This window comes from Pseudomonas sp. BSw22131, from assembly GCF_026810445.1.
Classification (GTDB): Bacteria; Pseudomonadota; Gammaproteobacteria; order Pseudomonadales; family Pseudomonadaceae; genus Aquipseudomonas; species Aquipseudomonas huanghezhanensis.
Genome location: NZ_CP113949.1, coordinates 4,138,260 through 4,163,676, shown reverse-complemented (window position 1 = coordinate 4,163,676; position 25,417 = coordinate 4,138,260). Strand labels below are relative to the sequence as shown.

Sequence of the window (25,417 nt, the reverse complement as noted above, 5' to 3'; positions counted from 1 at the left end):
GAGCCTTTGCCATGTTGAAATTTTCCGCTCACGAATACCCTTACCCGTCACAACGCCAGAGCGTATTTGCGCGTCGGGGCATGGTCGCGGCATCCCAGCCGCTGGCGGCCCAGGCCGGTATCCAGATCATGCAAAAAGGCGGCAACGCCATTGATGCCGCCATCGCCACAGCGGCGGCGCTCACCGTCGTCGAGCCCACTGGCTGCGGCATAGGCGGCGATGCGTTTGCCCTTGTGTGGTGCAGGGGTCAGTTGCATGGCCTGAACGGCAACGGCCATGCGCCGGCCGCCTTGAGTATCGAGGCGGTCAAGGCGGCGGGGCATCAACAGATGCCGCTATACGGCTGGACCCCGGTCACTGTGCCGGGCTGCCCATCGGCCTGGGCCGAGCTGTCTCAACGCTTCGGCAAGTTGCCGTTTGCCGATTTGCTGCAGCCGGCCATCAGCCTGGCACGCGACGGTTTTCCGTTGTCGCCGGTGGTTGCCCATCAATGGCAGATATCCTTGAACGAATTCAGCCCGCACCGCGACGAAGTGCTGCAAGCCTGGTTCGACACGTTCCTCATTGATGGACGCGCGCCCCAAGCGGGCGAGATTTTCCGCAACCCGGCCCAGGCCCGAACCCTGGAAGAACTCGCCGCCACTGGCTGCGAAAGCCTTTATCGCGGCGCTCTGGCTGAGCGCCTGGATGCACATTCGCGCGCCAGCGGTGGCTACCTGCGCGCCAGCGACCTCAAGGGTTACCGAGCGCAGTGGGTGGAGCCGATCCACATCAATTACCGTGGCGTGGATGTCTGGGAAATCCCGCCCAGCGGCCAGGGCCTGGTCGCACTGATGGCGCTGAAGATTCTCGAAGGCTTCAGCTTCGATCACCGCGACAGCCAGCAAACCTGGCATCGCCAGCTGGAAGCCATGAAGCTGGCCTACAGCGACGGCCTGCACTACATCACCGACCCAGCGCACATGCGCGTGGCGGTGGCCGACCTGCTGAGCGACGACTACAGCACCCGTCGCCGTGACCAGATCGGCGAGCAGGCCCAGCCGCCCAAACCCGGCGACCCCCACGCCAGCGGCACGGTTTACCTGGCGACCGCCGACGCCGAAGGCAATATGGTCTCGTTCATCCAGAGCAACTACCACGGCTTCGGCTCCGGGGTGGTGCTGCCCGGCAGTGGCATCGCCCTGCAGAATCGCGGGCAGGAATTCAGCCTCGATGAGGGGCATGCCAACTGCCTGGCGCCGGGCAAGAAAACCTTCCACACCATCATCCCGGGTTTTCTCAGCAAGGACGGCGAGGCCCTTGGACCGTTCGGCGTGATGGGCGGCTACATGCAGCCCCAGGGCCATGTGCAGATGGTGATGAACCTGGTGGACTTCGGCCTCAACCCCCAGGCGGCCCTCGACGCACCGCGCTGGCAATGGCTGGGCGACATAAAGGTCGGCATCGAACACGGTGCGTCCCGCGACTTGGTCAATGCGCTGACGCGGCGCGGGCATAAGGTGCAGACCGACAGCGACCTCACCGACTACGGGCGTGGGCAGATCATCCTGCGTGACCCGGTCACCGGCGTGTTGTGCGGGGGCACTGAGCCACGGGCGGATTCGCATATCGCGGCTTGGTAGCGGCTGCGCAAGCGATGAGCCCGACGGATGATATTGAGGGAGCAGTTCAGGGGCGGTGCCATAAGCATCAGTGATGAGTTGTTTGATCTTCGCGATGGTGGGTTGGCGTACGTTGATACAGGTATTGAAAGCGCCAACCCGGGCCTCCGTGCATCCGTTATTTGATCTTTCGACGTACTTGCTCGTGCAGCGTACGCCAAGAAAAAACGCCGACATAGTGACTGGTGCTTGGGTAATGCAGATCCTCTGCAGGCCAGCCTACATATTGAGCACTTACACCCCTTCACAACTGCCAGGGAAAGGCTCATCTCGGGACTTGCATAATGCTCAAAAAAACTAAGTATTTCGCAAAGCTATATCTCAGTTTCTTCGTTGATGAGCGTCCCGTTGATAGAGCCGGTTGTGAATCGCTCTTTGGGCTTGGTCTACCGTCGGGGATCATCGCTTTCGCCAGCGGCGAAAAACTTCGTCTCAATACTGCTTGAGCAATGGCCGCAATCAGCGGTTGATCGTCGGGTGAAACCAAATCGACACGCCGCTTCAGAACCCTTGGGGCCGGCCTGTTTGCGATCACGCGTACCTTTTCGAATCGATGCTTTCCCTGGGTAGGCCGCCTTTTTGTTGGGTCAAAAACCGGACCGCGATGATGCTCATCGCCGGCTGTCGAAGTTCGCGCGTAAGAGCTTCGTACTCAAATCCTCCCAGTGCTCGACAAACGCAGCTCGAGCCGTCTCGAAATCCCTGCTGCGCAAGCACTCTATCAAGTGCTCATGGTCGGCAACGATATCCTTTGGATCTTCATAGCAGGGCTGTTGCAGCACCAGCAGTAATTCGATCTCGCTCTCCAGCATCGCGTAGCTTCGCTGTAATCGCGGGCTGCCACTGGCACGGATAATTGCCCGGTGGAAGTCACCATCGGCGGTCACAACCTCCGAGCGGGGAGCGTCGGCAGGTGTATTGCGCAGTTTTGCCACGGCACTGAGTGCGTCCGCTGGAATAACCCCGCTCAGAATAATCATACGCACCGCTTCAGTTTCCAGCACGCCTCGCAACCTGGCGATATCCACGATTTCGTTCGGCCCGAACTCGGGTATGCAAAAGCCACGATGCGGCACCTTCAGCAGCAAGCCGAATGAAACAAGCAGCTGCGCGGCACTGCGGAACGTATTGCGTGCGACCTCGTATTCCTCCGCCATTTTGAGGTCCCTCAGGAATTCACCGGGCTCGAAGTCACCGTTCAAAATCCGGGCCTTGAGCTTTTTAGCCAGTACCTCGACCGCCGACAGGCTGGCTGAATGAGTGTCGATATTCGCGCTGGGAAAGGTCATTTATACAACACCAGGGTAGGGGCTCGGCTGAGGGGGAACTCTAATACGTTCGGTGAAAATTCACCAGTGACGTCATAGGGGATCTCAGGTTATTGTTCAACAATATCTAAAAACCATAAATATTTTTATCTAATTCAAATTCTTAAAAATCAATTATTTATGATTATTTTGTTTTTTTATTTCGTATTTTTGTCAAATATTCCCATTGTTATCTCTTACAATTTATAAGGTTGTAGCACAATCTTTGACTCATCAAACGCTTGCAATGGATGGTTTCAAGGCCTGGAGTTCAGTGATGCGACAGATGCGGAAAGACGAGGTCAGCCTTGCGACATTACAGTGCGATCTGGAGGCCACCTTTACCCCCGTTACACTGGAGGAGGGCGGGCGGATTCTGCTGGACCAGTTTGGTATCGAAGCCCATCTGACGCGCTTCGCGACAGAAAAAGACGATACATTTCGATGCGACAGTGCAAGCGGCACCTCCTACGTTCTCAAAATCGCCAACCCCCAGGAGGCGCCGATTGAGCTTTCGCTGCAAATTGAGGTCATGCGACATATTGCCCGCACGGCCCCCCAGCTTCCGATTCCCAAGGTTTATCAGTCGCTCGAGGGCCAATACCTGACGCCCATTGCGACAAACAATGGCGATTCAAGGCAAGTGCGGCTGATGAGCTTCATTCCGGGCACGCCATTGGATAAAACCAGTGTGAGCGCTCAAGGGCGTGAGCAAATTGGTGAATTGCTCGCTCGTCTCAGGCTGGCCACCGCCAATTTCTCTCACCCGGGGGATTTTCGAAAAGTGTGCTGGGACGTTCAAAACCTGCGCACGCTTGAACCCTTGCTTGAACACGTGTCCGAGCCCGCACGCCGACAATTGCTGGAAAGAGCGCTCGAACGATTCCTCGACGTCGAGGGCCGAATCGCCGGGTGTCGCACGCAGTTGCTGCATAACGACTTCAATACTTCAAATATCGTCGTTGACCCGCTCAACCCGACGCTGATCAGCGGCATCATTGACTTCGGCGACACCGTCAAAACAGCCATTGCCATTGATGTGTCCACGGCAATGATGAACCAGCTAGGCGTGGTTGGAGCAGGCAACGAAATAGATATCTTCGCTCCGGCAAAAGATGTTCTGACGGGGTATTTGCGTGTTGCCGATCTAACCGCCGAAGAACTCTCCCTTATCCCGCATCTTGCCATGGCGCGGTTGCTCGCGAGGGCATTGATAACCACCTGGCGATCACAGCTTTTTCCGCAGAACAGCGCGTATATCTTGAGGAATGCTGCGCCAGGCTGGGCACAGCTTGAATGGATACTCAGCCGATCACCGTCACACATGTCAGAGCTTCTGATGTCCTTCGCCGATTGATTCATCCTTGTTAGTGGGGATTTAAATGAGCAATTCAAAAATCGAGGCGGTCCGCGGTGACATGCCTAACGGCTTCAACCCTGCCAATACCGATCACCTGGACCCCTCGGCGCGCGAGCATATTCAGCGCCGCATCAACTTACTGGGGCCTGGTTATCGGCTGTTCTATAACGAGCCGGTCGGTGTGGTCCGCGCCAAAGGTGCATACCTGTACGACAAGGAGGGTAATGAGTACCTGGATGCTTACAATAATGTGGTGTCGGTGGGGCATTGCCACCCTCGAGTGGCCGCTGCGATTACCGAACAATTGAATACCCTGTGCAGCCATACCCGGTACATGCAGGAAGGGATTCTTGATTACGCCGAACAACTTCGTGCCACTACAGACGGTGAGATGGCGGTTGAGGGGCAGATGATGTTCACGTGCAGCGGTTCGGAAGCCAACGACCTGGCAATCCGCATTGCACGCCATCACACGGGTAACACCGGCGTCATCGTTACCGCCGAGGCTTACCACGGCAACTCGGCAACCGTGGCTGCTTTTTCACCGTCGCTGGGTGCCAATGCCAAGCTTGATCCCTTTGTTCGTTGCGTGCCCGCTCCAGATTCCTACCGTATCCCGCGTGAAGCAATGGGCCGCTATATGGCAGACCAGGTTTGCGCGCAGATTCAGGATATTCAGCGCCATGGTGGCGGCATCGCGGCATTTATCGCTGACTGCCTGTTTTCGTCCGATGGCGTGTTCTGTGATCCGGTGGACGTTTTCGGGCCGATTGCCGACGTGGTGCGCAAGGCCGGCGGCTTGTTTATTGCCGATGAGGTTCAGTCGGGTTTTGGCCGCAGCGGCACGCATTTCTGGGGCCATCAGCGTCATGGCGTAGAGCCCGACATCATCACCATGGGTAAACCCATGGGCAACGGCTACCCCGTTGCAGGGCTAATGGTACGGCCGGAGGTGGTTGCAAGCTTTGGGCGTGACATGCGTTATTTCAACACTTTTGGTGGCAACAGCGTCGCCATTGCCGCCGCCCAGGCAACCCTCGACGTCATCCAGCAAGAGCAACTCATGCCTAATGCCCGCCGCGTTGGGGGGCTGATCATGGCGGGTCTTCAAGACTTGGCCACCCGTTATGAGCAGATAGGTGATGTGCGCGGCACGGGTATGTACTTCGCCGTTGAGCTGGTCACTGACAGGGCCACGAAAACCCCTGATATGAAGACCGCGCTCCGTGTGGTCAACCACCTGCGTGAACAGCGTGTGCTCATTTCCGCAACGGGGCCGGATGCAAGCATTCTGAAAATTCGACCGCCATTGATCTGGACTGAAAGGGAGGCGGGGCGCCTGCTTGGTGCATTGGAAAGCGCTTTTGCCGACTTGTAAAAACACGCTCGCCTCGTTGGCAAATTCTGCCGAGGCGGGCCACTAATAAAGTGGTTTGTTTCAGATTGCCGATAGATTTAACCGTTTGTACGCGGCGTCTTGCTGTCCTAATAAACACATGAGGCCCCAATGCCTCAGCACCCAGTAACTGCTTGAACCGTCGTGACCTCATTACTCATTCAGGACTGCATTCATGAGCTTTCTTCGCCCCAAGTACATTACCTTCGACTGCTATGGCACGTTGACCAACTTCAAGACTGCTGCCCTGACGCGCGAGTTTTTCACCGATCGCGTTCCTGCCGAGCGCATGGATCAGTTCATCAAGGATTTTGCCGCCTATCGACTGGACCAAGTGATGGGTGATTGGCGGCCGTATGACGAGATTCTCAAGACGGCCCTGGCACGTAATTGCAAAAGGTGGGGTATCGAATACCGGGAAGAAGGTCAGCTGTACTACGACGCAGTGCCGAGCTGGGGCCCGCATCCTGATGTACCGGCTGGACTGGCAAAAATCGCTGACAAGATCCCCTTGGTGATCTTCTCCAACGCCATGGACGAGCAGATCATGTCCAACGTCGAAAAGCTCGGCGCGCCATTCCATAAAGTCTTCACCGCACAGCAGGCTCAAGCCTATAAGCCACGCCTGGCTGCGTTCGAATTCATGCTCGATAACCTGAACTGCGGGCCGGAGGATGTTTTGCATGTGTCCTCGAGCTTTCGTTACGACCTGATGTCTGCCCACGACATGAAGATCAAGCACAAGGCTTTCGTCGCCCGTGGGCATGAACAGCCGGCGAATGCCGCGTTCGGCTACCACCAGATCCCGGATATCGGAGGGCTGGCTGGGTTGGTCGGACTCTAGTCCCTTGACGCGCTTGCACCAAAAAACGGCCAGGCCAGGTTGAGACTGGCCTGACTTGATCTGATCTGTGCCATTCACGATGCTAAACGGGTACCCAAAACATGCCAGCTCCTTTAATTTTCGTAGAAACCTCACCTGATCTGCCGACAGAGGCTGATGCGGTCGTCATTGGCGGCGGCATTATCGGCGCGTTTACCGCCTACTACCTGGCTAAGCGCGGTATGAAGGTCGCCTTGGTGGAAAAGGGCCGTATAGGGGCGGAGCAGTCGAGTCGCAACTGGGGCTGGTGTCGTCAGCAAAATCGTGATGCGCGCGAGCTGCCAATGTCCACTAAAAGCTTGGAGTTGTGGGAGCAATTCAGTGCGCAAACGGGGCAGGACACAGGCTTTACTCGTTGCGGCTTGCTCTATCTGAGCAACAACGAGAATGAGCTTGATGGGTGGGCGCGCTGGGGCGAGTTTGCCAGGACCCTCAATGTTGAGACCCATATGCTCTCCCCGCAGCAAGCCGCAGAGCGTGGCAAGGCGACAGGCAAGCAGTGGAAAGGCGGGGTCTTTGCGCCCACCGATGGCATCGCCGACCCGTCCCGCGCAGCCCCGGCAGTCGCTCGCGCCATTATGGCCTTGGGCAGTACGGTGCATCAGGGCTGCGCCGTCCGTGGCGTCGAAACGGAGGGGGGGCGATTGTCTGCGGTGGTTACCGAGAAAGGCACTATCCGCACCCAGCTTGCGGTCCTCGCTGCGGGCGCCTGGGCCTCCTCGTTCTGTCGCCAATATGGCATTCGCTTTCCCCAGGCCACTATCCGTCAGACCGTGCTCTCGGTCTGCGCCCCCACTCAGCAAATTCCCAGTGCGCTTCACACGGCCGGCGCTTCCATGACGCGCCGCTCCGATGGCAGCTACACGCTGGCGATCAGTGGGCGAGGGCGTGTAGATCTCACGCCACAACTGCTGAATTTCGCCCATCAGTTCCTGCCGATGTTCCAGCGCAGATGGCGCAACCTTGCACCCGGTGGACTGGAGGGCCTGCGTTGCGGCCACGAGAGCCTCAAACGCTGGCGCCTGGACCAGCCGACGCCGATGGAGAGGATGCGTATCCTCGATCCGAAAGCAGACGGCTCGGCTGTTGCGCTGACCTACAAGCGCGCGGTGGAATTGGTGCCAGCGTTGAAAGATTCGAAGGTCACTGCCGCCTGGGCAGGTTATGTGGACAGTACGCCCGACGGCGTTCCAGGCATTGGTGAAATGGACAACCTACCGGGTTTGGTGTTGGCAGCAGGTTTCAGCGGACATGGCTTCGGTATTGGTCCAGGAGCGGGTCATTTGATTGCTGACATTGTCAGCGGCATGACGCCAATCGTTGATCCACGGCCCTATCACCCTGATCGCTTTCAGACGTCGGCCTGGGGCAAGGTTTCGAACTTCTGAGCGGGCACACAGTTTGAATGGCAGGAGGCTGAAACACCTTGACCAGGCTGCCCCTGCCGAGCCCCCGGCGGGCGGTCTTGTCATCAGTTTTGGATATGTAAACCCGCCGCGACGGCGCTGCCTTGTGATCGTCCGTTTCAAGCATTGCCAGTCATTTTTATTCCTCAAACACGACGCGGCTCGGCCTCGACTATCTTGCGTATCAGACTCAGGTAGCGACTCGCTGCAAGCCCCAGGGGGCGGTTCTTTACCCAGATGATATCGACCCATAACCGCATCTGACTCGGCATGTTGTCAAACACCACCTCCGTCAATGCGCCCGAAGTGATTAGAGGTTGTACCAGCGGTTGTGGAAGATAAGCCCAGCCCAATCCCTGCTGGACCAGATCCAGGGTTGCCAGGTAGCTGTCGCTGAGCCAAATCCGCCGCGACAGCACAACACGTGGGTCAGAGTCTGTAGGTCCTCCAGTAGCGACTATGATCTGTCGAACATTCACCAGCTGCTCTTCACTTAAAGGGCTTTTCTTGCCAGCGGCTGCAGGATGATCTGGAGAGGCAACGGCTACTAACAACTGGCTTCCCGCTTCAAGAAACGTTTCCCGCTCGTCAAGCCCTGGTCGTTCAAACCCAAGTGCCAATTGCACACGCCCTTCATGGAGCATGCGAATCGCCTCCGGATGGGAAGCGGAGCGAATCTCGATTTCAAGCGTGGGGAACTCGCTGGCAATAATGGACAGTGGACGACTCCATACGCCTGTTTGCAACTCCGGCGCCATCGCAAGGATCAAGCGCCGCTCCAACCCCTGATGAAGCTGGAGGGCATGGGCGTCCAGCAGGTTTATCTGGCTCGCGACCTGTCGTGCCTGGGGCTCAAGTGCTTTGGCAGCGGGGGTAGGAATGGCTTTGCGGGTTGATCGGTCAAAAAGCAATAAATCCAGCTCTGCTTCAAGCTGCGACACCGCCATGTTGATGGCCGAGGGTACCCGGCCCAATTTCCGTGCGGCGGCAGAAAAGGAGCCGCTGTCGACAACCGCAAGGAAAACTTTCAGTGACTCACTGGTAAACGCCATGGTGTTGTCAGATTTTCTGATGATGATCGTCTTTGTCTATCAGATTTATTAGCCTAATTTCCACTCCTATTACAAATTAGGTACGTGGGGAACACCATGTTAAATACTGATTTTAGGGGACATGTGGCACTTGTCAGTGGTGCCGGAAGTGAAGCAGGTATTGGTATGGCGATTGCTCGCAGGCTAGGTGCAGCGGGTGCGAGATTGATCATCACCGCTAGCAGCAACCGCATCGAGGATCGAATTAAAGAGCTACTCGCAGAAGGGTTTGAAGTTGAAGGTCGGCCAGCTGACCTCACTGATGAAAGTCAGGTGCGTGAATTCAGCCTGTGGGCCGAGTCGGTCTGGGGACGGGTCGATGTACTGGTAAATAATGCCGGTATGGCCATGCAAGGAAGCCCTGAGGTTTTCTCGGAGTTGGCGAGTATGGAGCTGCATGAGTGGGATCTTTCACTGGCCAGAAACTTAACGACCGCTTTTCTTCTGACTCGGGCTGTTTTGCCCGGTATGACGGCGCGCAATTACGGACGCATTGTCAATATTAGTTCCACCACGGGCACCCGGGGGAGCAATCCGGGCGAAGCCGCTTATAGCGCTGCCAAGGCCGCAATGGTTGGCATGAACATGGGACTTGCACTTGAAGTCGCCAAGCAGGGGATTACCGTCAACAGCGTGGCTCCCGGATGGATCACGACCGGGTCAACCACGCCCGTTGAAGCCGAGGCTGGGCGCTTTACCCCAATGGGCCGGGCAGGCAGTCCCCACGAAGTGGCTGCGGCGGTTGCATTTCTGGCGTCGCCTGAATCGAGTTACATCACCGGTGAAGTTATCGTGGTGGATGGCGGGAACTGTCTGATCGAGAACAAGGCTCCTCGATCCTGAGGTCAAGAAAGGAGGCGGTTTGTTCCCTATCCAGGAACCCATACAGCGTTAGTGCTGCGGCGGATAGTTACTGTCCGAGCGGCAAGGACTTTTAACCAGTTTTTGTAATTAACATAGGTTGTTTGATCATGTCGAAAAGTGGAATTAGTGAATCAGCGATTGCTGTTTTTACCGCCTCCGAGCGTGCCCGTTTTATAGAAAACAACCCAACTTCGATGGCGCTGGCCAAGCGTGCCAGGGCGAATCTGTTCAACGGGGTTCCCATGCACTGGATGAGCGACTGGTCGATGCCTTCGCCGCTCTTCGTCCAGCGCGCCAAAGGCGCACGCTTCACCGATGTTGACGATCATGAATACATTGATTTTTGTCTGGGCGACACCGGCACGATGTTCGGCCATTCACCTGATCCTGTTGCCCGCGCCATAGCCGAGCAGGCGAACAATGGTTTGACCACGATGCTGCCTGGCGAAGACGCGGTGGTTTGCGGCGAGTTGCTGGCCCAGCGATTTGATTTGCCTTACTGGCAGGTGACGGCCAATGCGACTGACGCCAACCGTTATGTGTTGCGCTGGGCGCGCGCCATCACCAAGCGCAATGTCTTGCTGGTATTCGACGGCTGCTATCACGGCACCGTGGATGACGTGATGGTGCGCTACCGCGACGGCAAGACAGTGCACCGTCCAGGTCTTGTGGGCCAGGCCTACGACTTGAGCCAGTACAGTCGATCCATCCCGTTCAACGATGTCGATGCACTGGAGGCTGCTTTGGCCCAGGGCGATGTCTGCGCGCTGATGTGCGAGCCGGCGATGACGAACATCGGCATGGTCCTGCCCGATCCTGGGTTCATGCAAAAGTGCCGAGAGTTGACCCGCCAATATGGCAGCCTGCTGGTCATTGATGAGACCCACACGATTTCCACGGGACTGGGTGGATGCACGCGCCAATGGGCGTTGGAACCCGACTTTTTCGTGGTGGGTAAACCGATCGCGGGGGGGATGCCTTGCGCTGTGTTTGGCGTGACCGAGGAAGTTGCTCAGGCCATGCGCGACGTGCAGATGAGCGCAGACGGCGGCGGCCATGGGCACAGCGGTATGGGAACAACGCTGTCTGCCAACTCGCTGGCGATGCGTTGCATGCGCGCCAGCCTTGAAGAGGTCATGACGGACTCTGCCTACGAGCACATGCTGTCCGTCGCCTCAAGATTGGCGCAGGGATTTCGAACGTTGTTCAAGCGGCACCAACTGAACTGGTCTGTCACAGAGTTGGGGGCTCGTTGTGAGTTTCAATTCTGCGCCACCTCGCCCAGAACCGGTGCGCAAGCCGAGGCGGCTTTTCATGACAGCCTTCAAATGGCGCTGCACCTCTACCTGATCAATCGCGGCATCCTGATCACGCCTTTTCACAACATGACTCTGTGCTGTCCGCAAACAAGTGATGCGGATATCGACAGGCTGATCGAGGAGTTGGATAGCGCGCTGACTACGTTGCTTGCTCTACCTGGCGCTCGGGTCATCCCTTCATGAATGGACGTCTGAAGCCCCCCACCCTTCTCAAATACTGCCAAGTCGCTGAATGAGCCAAGAGGTTTGACATGCAATTTGCCGATAAAAAAGAGGCCCGGGATTATCTGGCCGCTCACCCTGAAGTGCTGAGCATCGAGTTGTTCCTTATCGACGCGAATGGTGTTCCACGGGGCAAACTGTTGCATCGTGACGAGCTACTGGCGATCTACGAAAATGGTCGGCCACTGCCAAGTTCCATTCTGGCCTTGACCGTGCAGGGTGAGGACGTAGACGAGACTGGCCTGGTCTGGGATGTCGCTGACGCGGATTGCTGGACCTATCCCTTGCCGGGGAGCCTGACCCTGCAACCCTGGCGCACCAAACCCACCGGTCAAGTGCAGGTGAGCATGCACCCGACCCAAGGTCTTCCCGCCGCGCCCGTCGACCCGCGCCATGTACTGGTGAATACAATCGAGCGGCTGAAAGCCGATGGGTTCCATCCGGTAATGGCCGTTGAGTTGGAGTTCTATCTGCTGGACCAACAGCGCGACGTCAACGGTCGACCGCAGCCGGCGCTGCAAACCAATGGCGTACGTCCGGTTGCTCCGCAGGTGTATGGCGTATATGAACTCGAACAGGTTCAACCGTTTCTGGATGACCTCTACGCAGCGTGCGCGCTGCAGGGGTTACCGGTGCGTACGGCGATATCCGAGTACGCGCCCGGCCAGCTCGAGTTGACGCTGGAGCATCGTTTCGACGCACTCCAGGCCATCGATGAAGGCGTACGTTACAAGCGCCTGGTCAAAGGCGTGGCCAACAAACACGGGCTGCAAGCGTGCTTCATGGCCAAGCCATTCAGCGATCAAGCGGGTAGCGGTATGCATCTGCACGTCAGTCTGGCCGACGTGCAGGGCAACAACCTGTATGCGAGCGAAGACCCACAGGGCACGCCGCTGTTGCGTCACTCCATTGGAGGGATGATGGCAACCTTGTTTGACTCGCTGGCGATATTTTGCCCCCATGCCAACTCCTATCGCAGGTTCCAGACCGGCAGTTACGCGCCGCTGGCCAAAAGCTGGGGCGTCAACAATCGTACGGTGTCGTTCCGCGTGCCCGGCGGACCTGCGATCAGTCGGCACATCGAACACCGCATTTGCGGTGCCGATGCCAACCCCTATCTCGCTGCTGCTGCAGTACTTGCGGGCATTCACCACGGCATCACTCATCAAACCGATCCTGGCGCTGCGATTGTGGGTAATGGCTATGAACAGGCGACCGACTTTCTACCCACCGACTGGCTGACAGCGTTAAAGGCACTTGAACGTTCCACCTGGGCACGCGAGGCGCTGGGCGCTGAATTCCTGAAGGTGTTCCTGGCGATCAAGTGGCGCGAGTTCCGTACATTCAATGCTGAAGTCGGAGAGCAGGACTGGCGCTGGTACCTTACTCACGCATGAGTGTTGGCCCGTCAGGATGCCTTTAAATGGCCCGCTGACGGCAGCGACTTCTGAGTCATTTAGCTAATCGTGTGGGGGCCGAGGCTGCCACTCGGTCTCCAGTCAACGAGAGATCAACCATGAATAATGCGCTCAAGTTCTACATCGATGGCCAGTGGGTCGACACCCAGTCGGGAAACACGCTGGAGGTGATCGACCCTTCCACCGAGCAAGCCTTCATCAGCATCGCGGTGGGCAACGCGGCGGACGTGGACAGCGCGGTAAACGCTGCTGCCAAGGCGTTTCCCGCGTTTTCGGTGACCCGTGTCAGCGAACGCCTGGCGCTGCTCAAAAACATTCTGCGGGTCTACAACCTGCGCTACGAAGATTTGGTCAAGGCCGTCAGCCAGGAGATGGGCGCGCCGCTGCATTTCGCCCGTGACTCGCAAGTCTGGAGCGGTCGCGCGCACCTGGAATCGACCATCAGCGCTTTGGAGACATTTCAGTTCAGCGAAGTGCACGGCACCACTCAGGTGATGCGTGAAGCCATCGGCGTCTGCGCCCTCATCACGCCGTGGAACTGGCCGCTGAACCAGATCGTCTGCAAGGTCGCGCCCGCGATTGCCGCCGGTTGCACCGTGGTGCTCAAGCCCAGTGAAATTGCGCCGTTGACCGGAATCATCTTCGCCGAAATCATGCATGAGGCGGGTGTGCCAGCCGGGGTGTTCAACCTGCTTAACGGCACCGGGCCGGATGTGGGCCAATACATGGCCAGCCACCCGAAAGTCGACATGGTCTCGTTCACCGGTTCCACCCGCGCAGGCATCCTTGTCGCCAAGTCGGCTGCTGACACGGTTAAACGCGTGGCCCAGGAGCTGGGCGGTAAATCGGCCAATATCCTGCTGGAAGACGCGGACTTTGAAGTGGCGGTGGCTAAAGGGGTGAAGGGCTGCTTCTCGAACTCCGGACAATCCTGCAATGCGCCGACACGTATGCTGGTGCCTCGAGCGCAGCTTGCCCGGGCCATGCAAATTGCCAAAGCAACCGCCGAGCAGTTGGTGACCGGCAGCCCGCAGGATGCCAGCACGAATCTCGGTCCGGTCATCAGCGACACACAGTTCGCCAAGATTCAGAGCCTGATCGCTATCGGTATCGAAGAGGGCGCTACGCTGGTGACTGGCGGTCTGGGCCGTCCTGAAGGCCTGGACAAGGGCTACTACGTGCGCCCCACCGTGTTTGGCGACGTGACGGGGCAGATGACCATTGCCCGCGAAGAAATCTTCGGGCCCGTGCTGTCGATCATTGCCTATGACAGCGAAACGCAGGCTATCGAAATGGCCAACGACACCGTTTACGGCCTGGCGGCCTACGTACAGTCCGGCAATATCGAGCGTGCCCGCGCCGTTGCCAAACAGATGCGTGCCGGCTCGGTGTACCTGAACTACCCGAGCTGGGACACGTTCGCGCCGTTTGGTGGCTACAAACAATCCGGCAATGGCCGCGAGTACGCGGGCTGGGGCATTCACGACTTTCTGGAAATCAAGGGCGTGGTCGGTTGGAGCGAGTGACAACTGAACGGGCAACAGTTACGGCCTGAGCTAAGCCCGGGTCGTAACTGTTGCAAGGGAACACTTTATTTTCGGTAGTCTCGGCTCATCACTCAGGAGACTCACAATGATTAGACGCGCTTGCTTGACCGCTCTGTTGACACTGACTGTATCAAGTGCGTTTGGCGCCTCCCGCTACGATCATCTCTATGCCTTCGGTGACAGCTACTCCGACAATGGTGCGGGTGAACACTTTACGAAAGTATTGAGCCAGCAGAAGGTCAAGGACGCGCAAGAGCTACCCGGCCCTCTATATTGGAAGGGCCGCTGGAGCAATGGCCCCACAGCGGTAGAGGACTTGGCCCTCGCCCTGAAAGTGCCCTTGACCGATTACGCGATTGGCGGCGCCAAGAGCGGTAACGGGAATTACTATGCCTGGATGGCGCCCTCTCGCGACACCGGTGTTTTCGGGCAAATCGCCGAACATCTGGAAGCCGCTGAAGCACACAAAGCGGATCCGAATGCGCTCTATTTCATTTTCGTCTCAGCCAACGATTTTTTTGAATGGGCCGATTTGTCGCACCCGGAGTCGATTGAGGTGCTCAGCCAGAACAGCGTAGCGAACATACAGAAGGCGACTGAAATGCTCATTACAGCTGGCGCGAAGCATGTAATGGTTGTTGGAAGCACGGATTTGAGCCATGTGCCGGCCGTGGTGCAGGGCAGTCAAGTCAAGAGTGCGGCGCGATACCAACGCATACTCGAACAGAAACTGCCGGATGTGCTTACAAAAATGGCTAACACCCGTCACGTCAGTCTCATTTATTTTGACCACCTGGCCTTCAGCAACAAGCTGCGCGCGTCACCCGACAGTGCGGGGCTCAAGAATCTGGATTCCCCTTGCCAGACCACCTACCCGGATGTCGAACCGGTGTGTGCAGATCCAGATACTCATTATTACTGGGATGAGTGGCACCCAACTCGAAAAGTCCATTCCCTGGCCGCTGAAGCGATGCTTGAAACACTAAAAGCCAGCCGTTGAAATTCTTCATCAGGCCTAGCCGGAAAGCACGCGCTGGGCTGCGCGTGCAAACACTGTCAAGACAGTTGAGCACAATGGGTTGCCAGTCCTTAACTAGCACCTTACAAGCGCCACGATGAACGTCCGTGGTCCGCTGGCCCCAGCGAGACTGGCCGACGCTAATTACGTGCCCAATCTGGCTATTTTTTCAGTTTCCGCTGCAGGAATTCGCGGATGTGCTCCGCCACCTCAGGGGCATGGGTCTCCAGTGCGAAATGGCCTGCATCCAGAAGATGCACTTCAGCAGCCGGAATGTCCTTACGGTACGCCAGCGCACCAGGCGGGATAAAAGCCGGATCGTGTTTGCCCCAGACCGCCAGCAATGGCGGTTGGTGTTTGCGTAGATATGCTTGGAATGCGGGATAAGCGGCAACGTTAGTGCGGTAGTCCAGGATCAGATCCAGCTGGATTTCTTCTGCGCCTGGCCGTGACATGTACAGAATGTCCAGGTTGTAGCCGTCGGGCGAGAGCTTCTCAGGGTCAGAACCCGTGGCGTACTGCCAGTCACGGATCGTCTCTGGCGACAAAGAGGCGCGACAGGCTTCGCGATTGGCCGCGGAAGGATCGCGCCAGTAGGCCTGCCATGAATCCCATTGATCACTAAAGCCTTCCAGATAAGCGTTACCGTTCTGGGTGATGATTGCAGTCACCTTCTCCGGATTCGCCGCAGCAAGCCGCAAGCCGACAGGTGCACCGTAGTCGAATATGTAAAGAGCGTATGTCTTCAACCCCAAGGCCTCGGTAAAGCCCTTGATCACCTTATAAAGATTTTCAAATGTGTAGGCGAACTTCCCGCGCGGCGGCGCTTTGGTGTTGCCAAAACCCGGTAAGTCGGGCGCGATCAGGCGGTACTGGCTTGCCAATAAAGGCATCAGGTTGCGGAACATATGGCTGGATGTCGGGAACCCGTGAAGCAGCAGGAGCACCGGGGCATCCTTGGGCCCTACTTCGCGATAGAACACGTCCACATCGCCGACTTTCTGGGTGTGGAACGTGATATGGAACGAATCGTCGAAGACCGTGGCATTTTCCTGTGTTGAAGCAGTCTTGGTAGAGGAGGCAGCGCTTACGAGCGAAGCACCCAGAGCAGCGGCTGCACCGACGACAGAGGCTTGTAAAATCTTGCGCCGACTAACAGGTGAAATGGGCTCGTGAGTGATTGCTGGATCGAAATTGTTCATGGCAGAACTCGGGTTGGCAGAATTGGCACCCACTCTATTTGTTGCGTTTGCTAATCAGAATAACCAATAAACGCTATTCACCATTTCTGGTTATGCAACGCTGGCACCGTTCCCTCAGCAACCCATCACCCCATCTGCAACGTCGAATTAAACCGACTAATCGCATCCAGCACATGCCGTGCGCCTTGCTGAATCTCCAGAATCACGCCCCCAGCCTCATTCGCCAGCGCAACCCCTGTGCTGGTGCGTTCCAGACTCGACCAGCATGCTGGACACGGCGCTTTTCGCCAGTTCGTTGTTTTGCCGGACTACATCCACAATTTCCAGCGTCGCCTTGCTGGTTCTGGCCGCCAGGCCTCTGACGTCATCGGCGACTACAGCAAACCCGCGCCCGTGTTCACCCGCCCGGGCGGCTTCGATGGCGGCGTTCAGCGCCAGCAGGTTGGTCTGGTCGGCGATCCCGCGGATGGTTTGCACGATGATGCCAATGATTTCCGACTGCTTGTTCACCGCATCGATGCTGCGCGCGGCCTCGTCGAGGTCCGTCGAGATCAGCTTGATCACTGCCACCGTTTGCTGCACGACGCCGGAGCATCGACATGCTTGAACGAGGGTCATCGAAGCGACAGGCGGCAGCGAGGGGATGAGGTTAGCCTGACGGTCCATACGGTCCATACGGTCCATACGGTCCATACGGTCCATACGGCTCATGCGCGTTCCTTGCGGCGATTGCCGCTCGCCAATCAATATCCATATGGATGGTTTGGGGCGGGGTGTTGAGAGCATAAACAAAGAAGGGTCGGTTGCAACGGCGTGCTGGCACTTTCAGTCGGTTCTGCCATATGCCGCTTGCCTGCGGGCCGTCCCGAACAGCCGAACCTGCACCAATCGACCCTCTGCCTCATGCAACTCCAGCGGCGCCGTGCCGCCAGGCATTACGACCTCCACTCGGCCAGCCTTGACCCAGCCACTGAGCCAGGCCGCTGACGCGACTGCGCTGGCACTGGTCCCTGAAGAGGCTGTCGGGCCTTCGCCGCGTTCGAAGACTCGGGCCACGATCCGATTGCCCGACAGGTGAGCCGCCCATTGCAAATTGATCCCCTCCGGGCACGGATCGCCGCGGCCTTGATCACCGAAGGCAAACGCGATAGCCGTCAGGGCTTCATTGAGTGGTGATTCGTGCAGTTGCGAAAAACCTGGCAGCGCATCGACAGAAGGCACCAGCGTCACGCAGTGCGGGTTGCCCACCCGCACAACTACACTGCGATTCCAGTCAGGGTGCAGCTCGGACAAGCGCTCGACGCGGTGGGCGTGGGCACTCCCGAGATTCAACCTTGTCACGTTGGGGCCAACGACTCCGACTGTTTCCGGGCCAAAACCTGGCGTTCCGATATCCAGCCAGAACCCCGACACGCCCTCTACTTGGGCAGGATCAATGTGCGTGACAACGGGAGACGGTGAATCCCCGTGGTAATGATGAACGCGCAACGCGAAGCCCTCGGCGCTGTGGGTGCCGGCCCGCGTAATGCACGCGAGTGGTGAAGTTGCGGATCTGTTGTGCCCGGGTGATCGTGATGCTTGCGCCGGCCGCCAGTTCCAGGGTTTTAAGCTTGAACACCTTGGCTGACGTACCCCCTTATTTTTTAACGTAGTGAATCGCGTAATCGACGATCAGCTTCTGGCGTGAGCTGGCCGTCGAGGTCAGGGTGAACGACAGGCTGATTCGCTCGCCCAGACTGATGCGTGCAGGCGCGACGCTGAACCCATCGATACGCACCTGAGCTTTCTCGCCCGCGCCCATGATGGTCATCGCTCGGCTGTCGCCTTTTTTGATCAGAGAGCGTAAGGCGTGGCGGGCAATCCAGGCGGTATCGGAGTTGTCGAGCCGCCACGCTTCTATCGGGTCTAGCCCCCAGCCCGGATTGTCTTTGGTGATGTCGCTCAGGTGATTAGGCACCGACTTGCGCACGTAAGGGCTGTCATCGGGTTTGAGGTTGTCGAGAATCGCCAGCACGGGCGAGGGGTCCGCTACCCGTTTTTCCAGGCGAAACGACCACGGCAGGCGAGGCCTGCAGCCCTCACTGGCCAGACGCCGGAAGCGCGGGTCGTTGTCCAGCGACCAGTCGTGCATCAGCGCGAGCCCTTGATCCATATCGTTGCGCAGAATTAGCAACGAAGCTTGCAATCTCGTTGGAGGCTTGCCCGCGAAGCTGACGATGAGGAGTGTCAGGTAAAACCGAGGTGTCACCTTCGCGGGCAAGTCGGAATGCCGCCCACTCCAACAGGCTGCTTCCGACGATCCTTGTTACAAACGGAATCGTCCTACAGTTGCTCATCCGCCCGGCCTACGCGAACCTAGCTGCTCAATCGCTATCAAACACCCGAATCGTTACCGAATCACTTGAGGTACGAAATGAACAGTGTTCTGCGAAGTCTTGCGACCCTGACCCTTGGCAGTTTGCTGAGTGTCGGGCCTGCCTATGCCAGTGATCCTGGCGATCATCAGGCCCCCAATTTCAGCTCTGGGCAAGCGGCCTTAACGCTCGCCGCCGCCACGTATCCAAATGGCGCAGCCCGCAACAATTCCCCCGACAACGGCGCCATCCGCCGCGCAAACCCCAATAGCCGTCAAGGCACTCAGTCGATCAGCCCATCGGTACGTGGCCCTGCGACCGGGGTCAATCCTCGGCCTCCCACCCTGGAAAACGGCGGCATAGGTAATGGTTATCCGACACGCCAGCAAGCGCCCCGATCCTCCAGCGGCAGCGAACGGCGTAGTACCGATTGACGTTTCAGCACCAGAACTTTCCCGCTCTCGATAAGGAATCGTCCATGTTGCGCCACATCCACTTTCGTAAATCCCTGATCGCAACGTTCTGCGCCAGCCTTTTGCTTGGCTTGCCGTTCGCCGCCTCGGCGGCCAGCACGACTTACAAAACCGAAGAGGGCACGCTGACCGTCGATGAGGTCGCCAAGGGGCTTCAACACCCTTGGGCGCTGGCGTTTTTGCCAGACAAGCAAGGCATGCTCGTGACCGAAAAGCCGGGCAACCTGCGCATCGTGTCGGCCGACGGCAAGTTGTCGCAACCGCTGGGTGGCGTCCCTAAAGTCTGGGCGCAAGGGCAGGGCGGTCTGCTCGATGTGGTGCTGTCGCCTGATTTCAAGAAAGACCGCATGGTTTACCTGACCTACGCCGAGGACAGCGGCGATGGCGAAACCGGCGGCACCGCAGCAGGCCGCGGGCGTCTGTCGGACGACATGACGCGTCTGGAAAACTTCACGCGGATCTTCCAGCAGCAGCCCAAGCTGTCAGTGGGCAATCACTTCGGCTCACGAATTGTGTTTGATCGCGACGGTTACCTGTTCATCGCGCTGGGTGAGAACAACAACCGACCCACCGCGCAGGACCTCGACAAGCTGCAAGGCAAGATCGTGCGGCTCTATCCGGATGGCACCATCCCCCAGGACAACCCTTTTGTCGGCCAGAAAGACGTGCGCCCGGAGATCTGGAGTTTCGGTCATCGCAATCAACAGGGCGCAGCGCTGAACCCCTGGACCGGCACGCTCTGGACCAACGAACACGGGCCGATGGGCGGCGACGAAATCAACATCATCGAGCGCGCCGGCAATTACGGCTGGCCGATTGCGACCTTTGGCCTGGATTACTCCGGCAAACCGATTTCGGAGGCCAAGGGCAAAGTGGTTGAAGGCATGAAGACGCCATTCCACGTGTGGGAAAAATCACCGGGGATTAGCGGGATGGCGTTTTACGATTCCAGCACGTTCAAGCAGTGGGACCACAACCTGTTCATTGGTGCGTTGGCCTCCAAGGAGCTGATTCGTCTTGAGCTTAAAGACGACAAAGTGGTGCACGAAGAGCGCCTGCTGGGCGACTTGAATGCGCGCATTCGCGACGTGCGCCAAGGACCGGACGGTTACGTGTACGTGCTGACCGATGAAGATGACGGCAAGTTGTTTAAAGTCGGCCTGGCGCAGTAAATCCGCTTTCTGCAGGGGCCAACTTGTCGGCGAGGCGGCGTGATGGGTTGAATCAATTCCGCCGCCACGCGGATGAATTCGCGTCTACAGAGGCACACTTCGGTTCTGTAGGGGCAACTTGTTGGCGAGGCGGCGTAATGGGTTGAATCAATCCCGCCGCCACGCGAATGAATTCGCGTCTACAGAGGCACACTGCGGTTCTGTAGGAGCCAACTTGTTGGCGAGGCGGCGTAATGGGTTGAATCAATCCCGCCGCCACGCGAATGAATTCGCGTCTACAGAGGCACACTGCGGTTCTGTAGGAGCCAACTCGTTGGCGAGGCGATGTCATGGGTTAAACCAGTCCCGCCGCCACGCGAATGAATTCGCGTCTACAGAGGCACACTGCGGTTCTGTAGGAGCCAACTCGTTGGCGAGGCGATGTCATGGGTTAAACCAGTCCCGCCGCCACGCGAATGAATTCGCGTCTACAGAGGCACATTGCGGTTCTGTAGGAGCCAACTTGTTGGCGAGGCGGGGTGATGGGTTGAATCAATCCCGCCGCCACGCGAATGAATTCGCGTCTACAGATCGCCGGCGTTCAGGGCGTCGCTGATCGGTCCAGTCTACGGGCGGCGCGGCAGCAAACCCGGCACCGCATGCACCAGCGCATTGATCGCAAAGCCGATGAACATCACCCCGCAAATCCGCGTGATGGTCAGCTCATGGCGCTGATACAACCGGCGCACATGGCGTGCGCCGACCACGCTGACGATGATCGTGTAAGCGACGATTCCGCCCAGGGTGCTGACCAGAATCAACAGCGGCAGCATCGACCAGTTGAGCAGTTCGGCCCGGCTTGAAAGCAGGGCCGTGAAGGTCGCGACCGCCACCGGGTAGGCCTTTGGATTGGTCAGCCCGAACATGATGCCGTGCCAGAGTGGGTTGCGCGCCGACACGTTCTGATCGTCGCCGTTGCTGCGTTTTGCGGTGATCGCGCGAAAACCCAGCCAGAACAGAAACAGTCCGCTCATCACCCCGAGAATGTTGAACGTCGTGCTGCCAAAGACCTTGGCACCGATGATCGCGGCCAACGCCACGCTGCACCAGATCACATCCCCCAACAAATGGCCGCACAGAAACAACGCCCCGGCCCGACGCCCGCGAGCAGCCCCAATGCCGAACACCGCCAGTACGCCAGGCCCTGGAGAAATCCCGTAGATAAAGCCTGAGGCCAGCACCGCAATAAAAAGCGAAAGCGTCATTGATGATGTCCTTTTGGGGTCTGCGCACGCCAATGCGTTGGCGAACGGTGTGACGCAGTGTGCCGAGGTTGTAAAAAACCGGCAACAAACGTAAAAGATCCGCCGCCGGGGAGGTATTAGCTCGATAACAAGTTGGCGTTGCAACTGACGCTATCGCGAGCAAGCGCCCTCCCACAATGAGTCAGCGTCTTACGCCATTTCAGGCCTCACCCAGCTTCTGTGGGAAGAGCTTGCTCGCGATGACACTCGTTGAGCCGCCACTGAAACATGACTTTCACTATAAATCCGGGAATCGCTGCCCCATGACCATCCAACGCCGCCCCGCACCCGGCTTCACCCGACGTCTGCTGCCTTTAAGCATTGCCTTCGCTTCACCGCTGTTCGCCGCGCAGGAGACGGAGCCGTTGACGCTGGACGCGGTCCGGGTGTCGGGCGAGCAAGCGTCGGTGTATCAGGCAAACAGTGCATCGGTGGGCGGTTTGGGTGAATCACCGTTGCTGGACACGCCCGCGTCGATCAGCGTGTTCAGCAGCGAAATGCTCAAGAACCAGCAATCGAAACTGCTTAGCGACGTGCTGAAAAACGATGCTTCGGTGGGCGACAGTTATGCACCGGTTGGCTATTACGAGAACTTCGTGGTGCGCGGGTTCTCGCTGAACGCTGCCAGCAGCTATCGCATCAATGGCCGGACCATCACCGGCGAGCAAAACGTTGCGCTGGAAAACAAGCAACAGGTCGAGTTGCTCAAAGGACTGTCGGGCCTGCAAAGCGGCGTTTCCGAACCCGGTGGCTTGATCAACTACGTCACCAAACGCCCGGAAGACGTGCGCTCGGTCACGGTATCGACCAACGAACACGGCGAGCGCTACCTCGCCACTGACGTGGGCGGCTGGTTCGGCAGCGAGAAACAACTGGGCCTGCGGGTCAACCTGGCCCACGAAGACATTCGCTCCTACGTCGAACACGCCGACGGCCAGCGCGACTTTGCCTCGGTGGCGTTCGACTGGAACATCAACGAGCAATCGACGCTGCAACTGGACGTTGAATACCAGACCAAAGAGCAGCGCTCGGTCCCCGGTTATCAGTTGCTCAACGGCACTGAGCTGCCCCATGACGCCTCGCCGCGCAAGCTGTTGGGCTACCAGAGTGGGTCGAATCCGGTGGGCATCGACTCGCTGAACATGAATGGCCGCTACCAATTGCGCTTCAACGACGACTGGAAGGCCAGCCTCAGCGCCTCGCGCAGCCGCGTGGTGATCGATGACTACAGCGCGTTTGCCTACGGCTGCTACTTCCAGGCCGCCAATTGCCCGGCGGAACCGGTCACGGGGCATTTCAGCTCAGACGGCAACTACGACATCTACGACTTCCGCAGCCCCGACGACACCAAGCGTAACGATGAAGTCGAGGCGGCCATGACCGGGCTGTTCAATACCGGCTGGCTCAAACATGAGCTCACGTTTGGCACCAGCGCGTTTCGGCGCACGGTGGACACGCGGCCGTATTTCAGCGAGTACATCGGCTCCGGCAACATTCACGCGCCGGTCGAGACGTTCGCACCGTCTGATCTGTCTGTCGGGCACACAGAACGGCGCCTCGACAGTCGCCAGTACGGGCTGTTCGCCACCGACCGCATCAGTTTCAACGAGCACTGGCAGACTATCATCGGCGGGCGTCAGGTGCGTCTGGACGAATACGCGTACAACGAAGATGGCAGCGACAATCGACACACTCAGCGCTCGATTTTCCTGCCCCAGGCCGCGCTGATTTATAAGCCGGTAGACAACGTTTCGCTGTACACGAGTTACAGCAAGGGCCTGTCGCTGGGCGGCACAGCGTCGGTGTTCGACACCAACGTCGGGGAAATCCTCGCGCCGACGCTCTCTCGCCAGCTGGAGGCCGGGGTCAAGTACGACTGGCGCCGCATGAGCTTTGCTGCCGCGGTGTTTCAGACTCGGCAGGCGTACCAGTATTCCAGACCCAACGACGACGGCACGCTGACGTACGTGCAGCAGGGGCAGCAGAAAAATACCGGTATCGAACTCAGCGCCAACGGCTGGTTGACGTCGCAGTTGCAGATTTCCGCCAGCGCTGCCGTGATTCGCGCCCGTGTCGAGGACAGCGGCACTACTGCCTACGAAGACCACCAGCCGATCAACGTGCCTAAATTCCGGGCCAGTGTTTATGCCGACTACAGCCTGCCGGTTCCGGGACTCGCGCTGCTGGGTGGCGTGCAGTACAGCGCCAGTAAATACGCCAATCGCGAGGGCACGGTGAAGGTGGACGATTACGCAGTGTTCAACGCGGGCAGCCGCTACAGCACACGCCTTGATGGCTACGACACGGTGTTTCGTTTCACCGTCGACAACCTGTTCGATAAGCGTTACTGGCGCGATGCCGGGGAATACCTGGGCGACGATTATGTGTTCCTTGGCGCACCCCGCACCGCCCGCGTGACAGCGACGGTGAATTTTTAATACACCATCCCAGCGTGCTTGAGCGGCAGGGCGTCGGCGTTCGGCCCTTCATGCTTTCCATGTTCAGTTGCAAAAGTGCATCCTAAGGGCCTTTGTTTTTCGCTGCGGGAGCACTGATCCATGAAAATCGGTTTTGTCGGACTGGGCAATATGGGGCGGGCCATGGCCAGCAACCTGTTGAAGGGCGGTCACCAGTTGGTGGTCTGGAACCGCTCTCCTGACCCGGTGCAGGCGTTGGTCGAACAGGGCGCAGTCGCGGCGGCCGATCCCGCCGAGGCATTCGGCGCCGAGGTGGTGTTCAGCATGTTGGCCGACGACAAGGCGTTGCGTGAAGTACTGCTGGAGTCCGGCCTGATCAACGGCCTTAAAGGGCCGCTGATTCACATCAACATGGCGACCATCGCAGTCGATTTCGCTGATGACCTGACCGTCCGGCATCAGGAAAAAGGTATTCATTACATCGCCGCTCCGGTCCTCGGGCGGCCCAACTTCGCGGCCAGCGGCGAGCTGCAGATCCTCGCGGCAGGCCCCGGTGATGCCATTGACACCGTCCAGCCGCTGTTTGACCTCATTGGTCGCAAGACCTGGCGCATGGGCGATAAACCTTCCCAGGCCAACGTCATGAAGCTGGCGGTTAACTTCATGCTCGCCAGCGCCATTGAATCCATGGCCGAAGCTTCGGTGCTGGTCGGCGCGTATGGCCTGCAATCAAGCCAACTGATCGACCTCATTTCCAATAGCGTTTTCCCAGGTCCTGTGTATTCCGGGTACGGCAAGATGATCGCTGAGCGCAGCTATGAGCCGGCGGCGTTCAAGGCGTCGCTGGGGCTCAAAGACGTCGGCCTGGCGCTGGCTGCCGCAGAGCGCGAGCAAGTGCCGATGCCGCTCGCCGAACTGGTACGCGGCAACCTGCTGGACGCCACCGCTCACGACGAAGGCCACATGGACCTTGCTGTACTGGGTCGAGTGGCCGAGCGCAATGCCGGGCGCAACTGAAGCCATC

General features: G+C 58.4%; 20 protein-coding genes and 2 pseudogenes. 15 read left to right on the top strand and 7 right to left on the bottom strand.

Annotated features, from left to right (window positions below; all coding sequences use genetic code 11):
* The first annotated feature begins 11 nt into the window (after positions 1-11).
* Both OYW20_RS18670 and OYW20_RS18665 read left to right on the top strand, forming a co-directional pair.
* The gene (locus OYW20_RS18670) at positions 12-1,622 is read left to right on the top strand and encodes a gamma-glutamyltransferase family protein (RefSeq protein ID WP_268797405.1); all 1,611 of its coding nucleotides are present in this window, start codon (positions 12-14) and stop codon (positions 1,620-1,622) included.
* A gap of 369 nt (positions 1,623-1,991) precedes the next feature.
* Positions 1,992-2,117, top strand: a pseudogene (locus OYW20_RS18665) (LysR family transcriptional regulator); the annotation flags it as partial.
* Between the two features lie 155 nt (positions 2,118-2,272).
* On the opposite strand, the gene OYW20_RS18660 reads toward OYW20_RS18665, so the two are convergent.
* Complete coding sequence (locus OYW20_RS18660) at positions 2,273-2,950, bottom strand: GntR family transcriptional regulator (RefSeq protein ID WP_268797404.1); 678 nt, start codon at positions 2,948-2,950, stop codon at positions 2,273-2,275.
* A gap of 265 nt (positions 2,951-3,215) precedes the next feature.
* On the opposite strand from OYW20_RS18660, the gene OYW20_RS18655 reads away from it, so the two are divergent.
* The 4 genes from OYW20_RS18655 to OYW20_RS18640 all read left to right on the top strand — a co-directional run bounded on the left by OYW20_RS18655 (position 3,216) and on the right by OYW20_RS18640 (position 7,995).
* Positions 3,216-4,325 (top strand): phosphotransferase, encoded by a 1,110-nt coding sequence (locus OYW20_RS18655; protein WP_268797403.1) that lies wholly within the window; start codon positions 3,216-3,218, stop codon positions 4,323-4,325.
* Positions 4,326-4,350: 25 nt separating this feature from the next.
* Entirely contained in the window at positions 4,351-5,706 is a 1,356-nt protein-coding gene (locus OYW20_RS18650; RefSeq protein WP_268797402.1) for an aspartate aminotransferase family protein, read from the top strand.
* A gap of 193 nt (positions 5,707-5,899) precedes the next feature.
* On the top strand, positions 5,900-6,568 hold the full coding sequence (locus tag OYW20_RS18645) for a haloacid dehalogenase type II (RefSeq protein WP_268797401.1): 669 nt from the start codon (positions 5,900-5,902) through the stop codon (positions 6,566-6,568).
* Between the two features lie 101 nt (positions 6,569-6,669).
* Complete coding sequence (locus OYW20_RS18640) at positions 6,670-7,995, top strand: NAD(P)/FAD-dependent oxidoreductase (RefSeq protein WP_268797400.1); 1,326 nt, start codon at positions 6,670-6,672, stop codon at positions 7,993-7,995.
* 164 nt (positions 7,996-8,159) lie between these two features.
* On the opposite strand, the gene OYW20_RS18635 is transcribed toward OYW20_RS18640, so the two are convergent.
* Entirely contained in the window at positions 8,160-9,065 is a 906-nt protein-coding gene (locus OYW20_RS18635; protein ID WP_268797399.1) for a LysR family transcriptional regulator, read from the bottom strand.
* A gap of 96 nt (positions 9,066-9,161) precedes the next feature.
* Between OYW20_RS18635 and OYW20_RS18630 the strand changes: the two genes are divergently transcribed.
* From OYW20_RS18630 to OYW20_RS18610, 5 genes are all read left to right on the top strand, one after another.
* Positions 9,162-9,947 carry an SDR family NAD(P)-dependent oxidoreductase gene (locus OYW20_RS18630; RefSeq protein WP_268797398.1) on the top strand — a complete coding sequence of 262 codons (786 nt, stop codon included), beginning with the start codon at positions 9,162-9,164 and terminating at the stop codon, positions 9,945-9,947.
* Positions 9,948-10,075: 128 nt separating this feature from the next.
* Positions 10,076-11,470, top strand: a complete 1,395-nt coding sequence (locus OYW20_RS18625; RefSeq protein WP_268797397.1) for an aspartate aminotransferase family protein — start codon at positions 10,076-10,078, stop codon at positions 11,468-11,470.
* Positions 11,471-11,538: 68 nt separating this feature from the next.
* Complete coding sequence (locus OYW20_RS18620) at positions 11,539-12,906, top strand: glutamine synthetase family protein (protein WP_268797396.1); 1,368 nt, start codon at positions 11,539-11,541, stop codon at positions 12,904-12,906.
* A 119-nt stretch (positions 12,907-13,025) separates the two neighbouring features.
* The gene (locus OYW20_RS18615) at positions 13,026-14,453 is read left to right on the top strand and encodes an aldehyde dehydrogenase family protein (RefSeq protein WP_268797395.1); all 1,428 of its coding nucleotides are present in this window, start codon (positions 13,026-13,028) and stop codon (positions 14,451-14,453) included.
* 106 nt (positions 14,454-14,559) lie between these two features.
* Positions 14,560-15,474, top strand: coding sequence for an SGNH/GDSL hydrolase family protein (locus OYW20_RS18610; RefSeq protein ID WP_268797394.1), 915 nt, complete (start codon positions 14,560-14,562; stop codon positions 15,472-15,474).
* A 179-nt stretch (positions 15,475-15,653) separates the two neighbouring features.
* Here OYW20_RS18610 and OYW20_RS18605 read toward each other — a convergent pair whose 3' ends face one another.
* The 4 genes and pseudogenes from OYW20_RS18605 to OYW20_RS18590 form a co-directional block, all read right to left on the bottom strand.
* Positions 15,654-16,694: an alpha/beta fold hydrolase gene (locus tag OYW20_RS18605; RefSeq protein WP_268797393.1), complete on the bottom strand. Its 1,041-nt coding sequence runs from the start codon at positions 16,692-16,694 to the stop codon at positions 15,654-15,656.
* 216 nt (positions 16,695-16,910) lie between these two features.
* Positions 16,911-17,312 (bottom strand): methyl-accepting chemotaxis protein, encoded by a 402-nt coding sequence (locus OYW20_RS18600; RefSeq protein WP_408005524.1) that lies wholly within the window; start codon positions 17,310-17,312, stop codon positions 16,911-16,913.
* Between the two features lie 207 nt (positions 17,313-17,519).
* Positions 17,520-18,182, bottom strand: coding sequence for a diaminopimelate epimerase (locus tag OYW20_RS18595; protein WP_328284790.1), 663 nt, complete (start codon positions 18,180-18,182; stop codon positions 17,520-17,522).
* Positions 18,127-18,858, bottom strand: a pseudogene (locus OYW20_RS18590) (hypothetical protein); the annotation flags it as partial. The pseudogene OYW20_RS18590 and the gene OYW20_RS18595, both read right to left, overlap by 56 nt.
* A 249-nt stretch (positions 18,859-19,107) precedes the next feature.
* Between OYW20_RS18590 and OYW20_RS18585 the strand changes: the two are divergent.
* Positions 19,108-19,482 (top strand): hypothetical protein, encoded by a 375-nt coding sequence (locus OYW20_RS18585; RefSeq protein ID WP_268797392.1) that lies wholly within the window; start codon positions 19,108-19,110, stop codon positions 19,480-19,482.
* A 44-nt stretch (positions 19,483-19,526) separates the two neighbouring features.
* Positions 19,527-20,693 (top strand): PQQ-dependent sugar dehydrogenase, encoded by a 1,167-nt coding sequence (locus OYW20_RS18580; RefSeq protein WP_268797391.1) that lies wholly within the window; start codon positions 19,527-19,529, stop codon positions 20,691-20,693.
* Between the two features lie 605 nt (positions 20,694-21,298).
* On the opposite strand, the gene OYW20_RS18575 is transcribed toward OYW20_RS18580, so the two are convergent.
* Entirely contained in the window at positions 21,299-21,937 is a 639-nt protein-coding gene (locus tag OYW20_RS18575; RefSeq protein ID WP_268797390.1) for a LysE family translocator, read from the bottom strand.
* Positions 21,938-22,239: 302 nt separating this feature from the next.
* Here OYW20_RS18575 and OYW20_RS18570 point away from each other — a divergent pair, with 302 nt between their 5' ends.
* Together OYW20_RS18570 and OYW20_RS18565 are read left to right on the top strand one after the other, a co-directional pair.
* Positions 22,240-24,414, top strand: coding sequence for a TonB-dependent siderophore receptor (locus OYW20_RS18570; RefSeq protein WP_268797389.1), 2,175 nt, complete (start codon positions 22,240-22,242; stop codon positions 24,412-24,414).
* Between the two features lie 120 nt (positions 24,415-24,534).
* Positions 24,535-25,410 (top strand): NAD(P)-dependent oxidoreductase, encoded by an 876-nt coding sequence (locus OYW20_RS18565; protein WP_268797388.1) that lies wholly within the window; start codon positions 24,535-24,537, stop codon positions 25,408-25,410.
* The last annotated feature ends 7 nt before the right edge of the window (positions 25,411-25,417 follow it).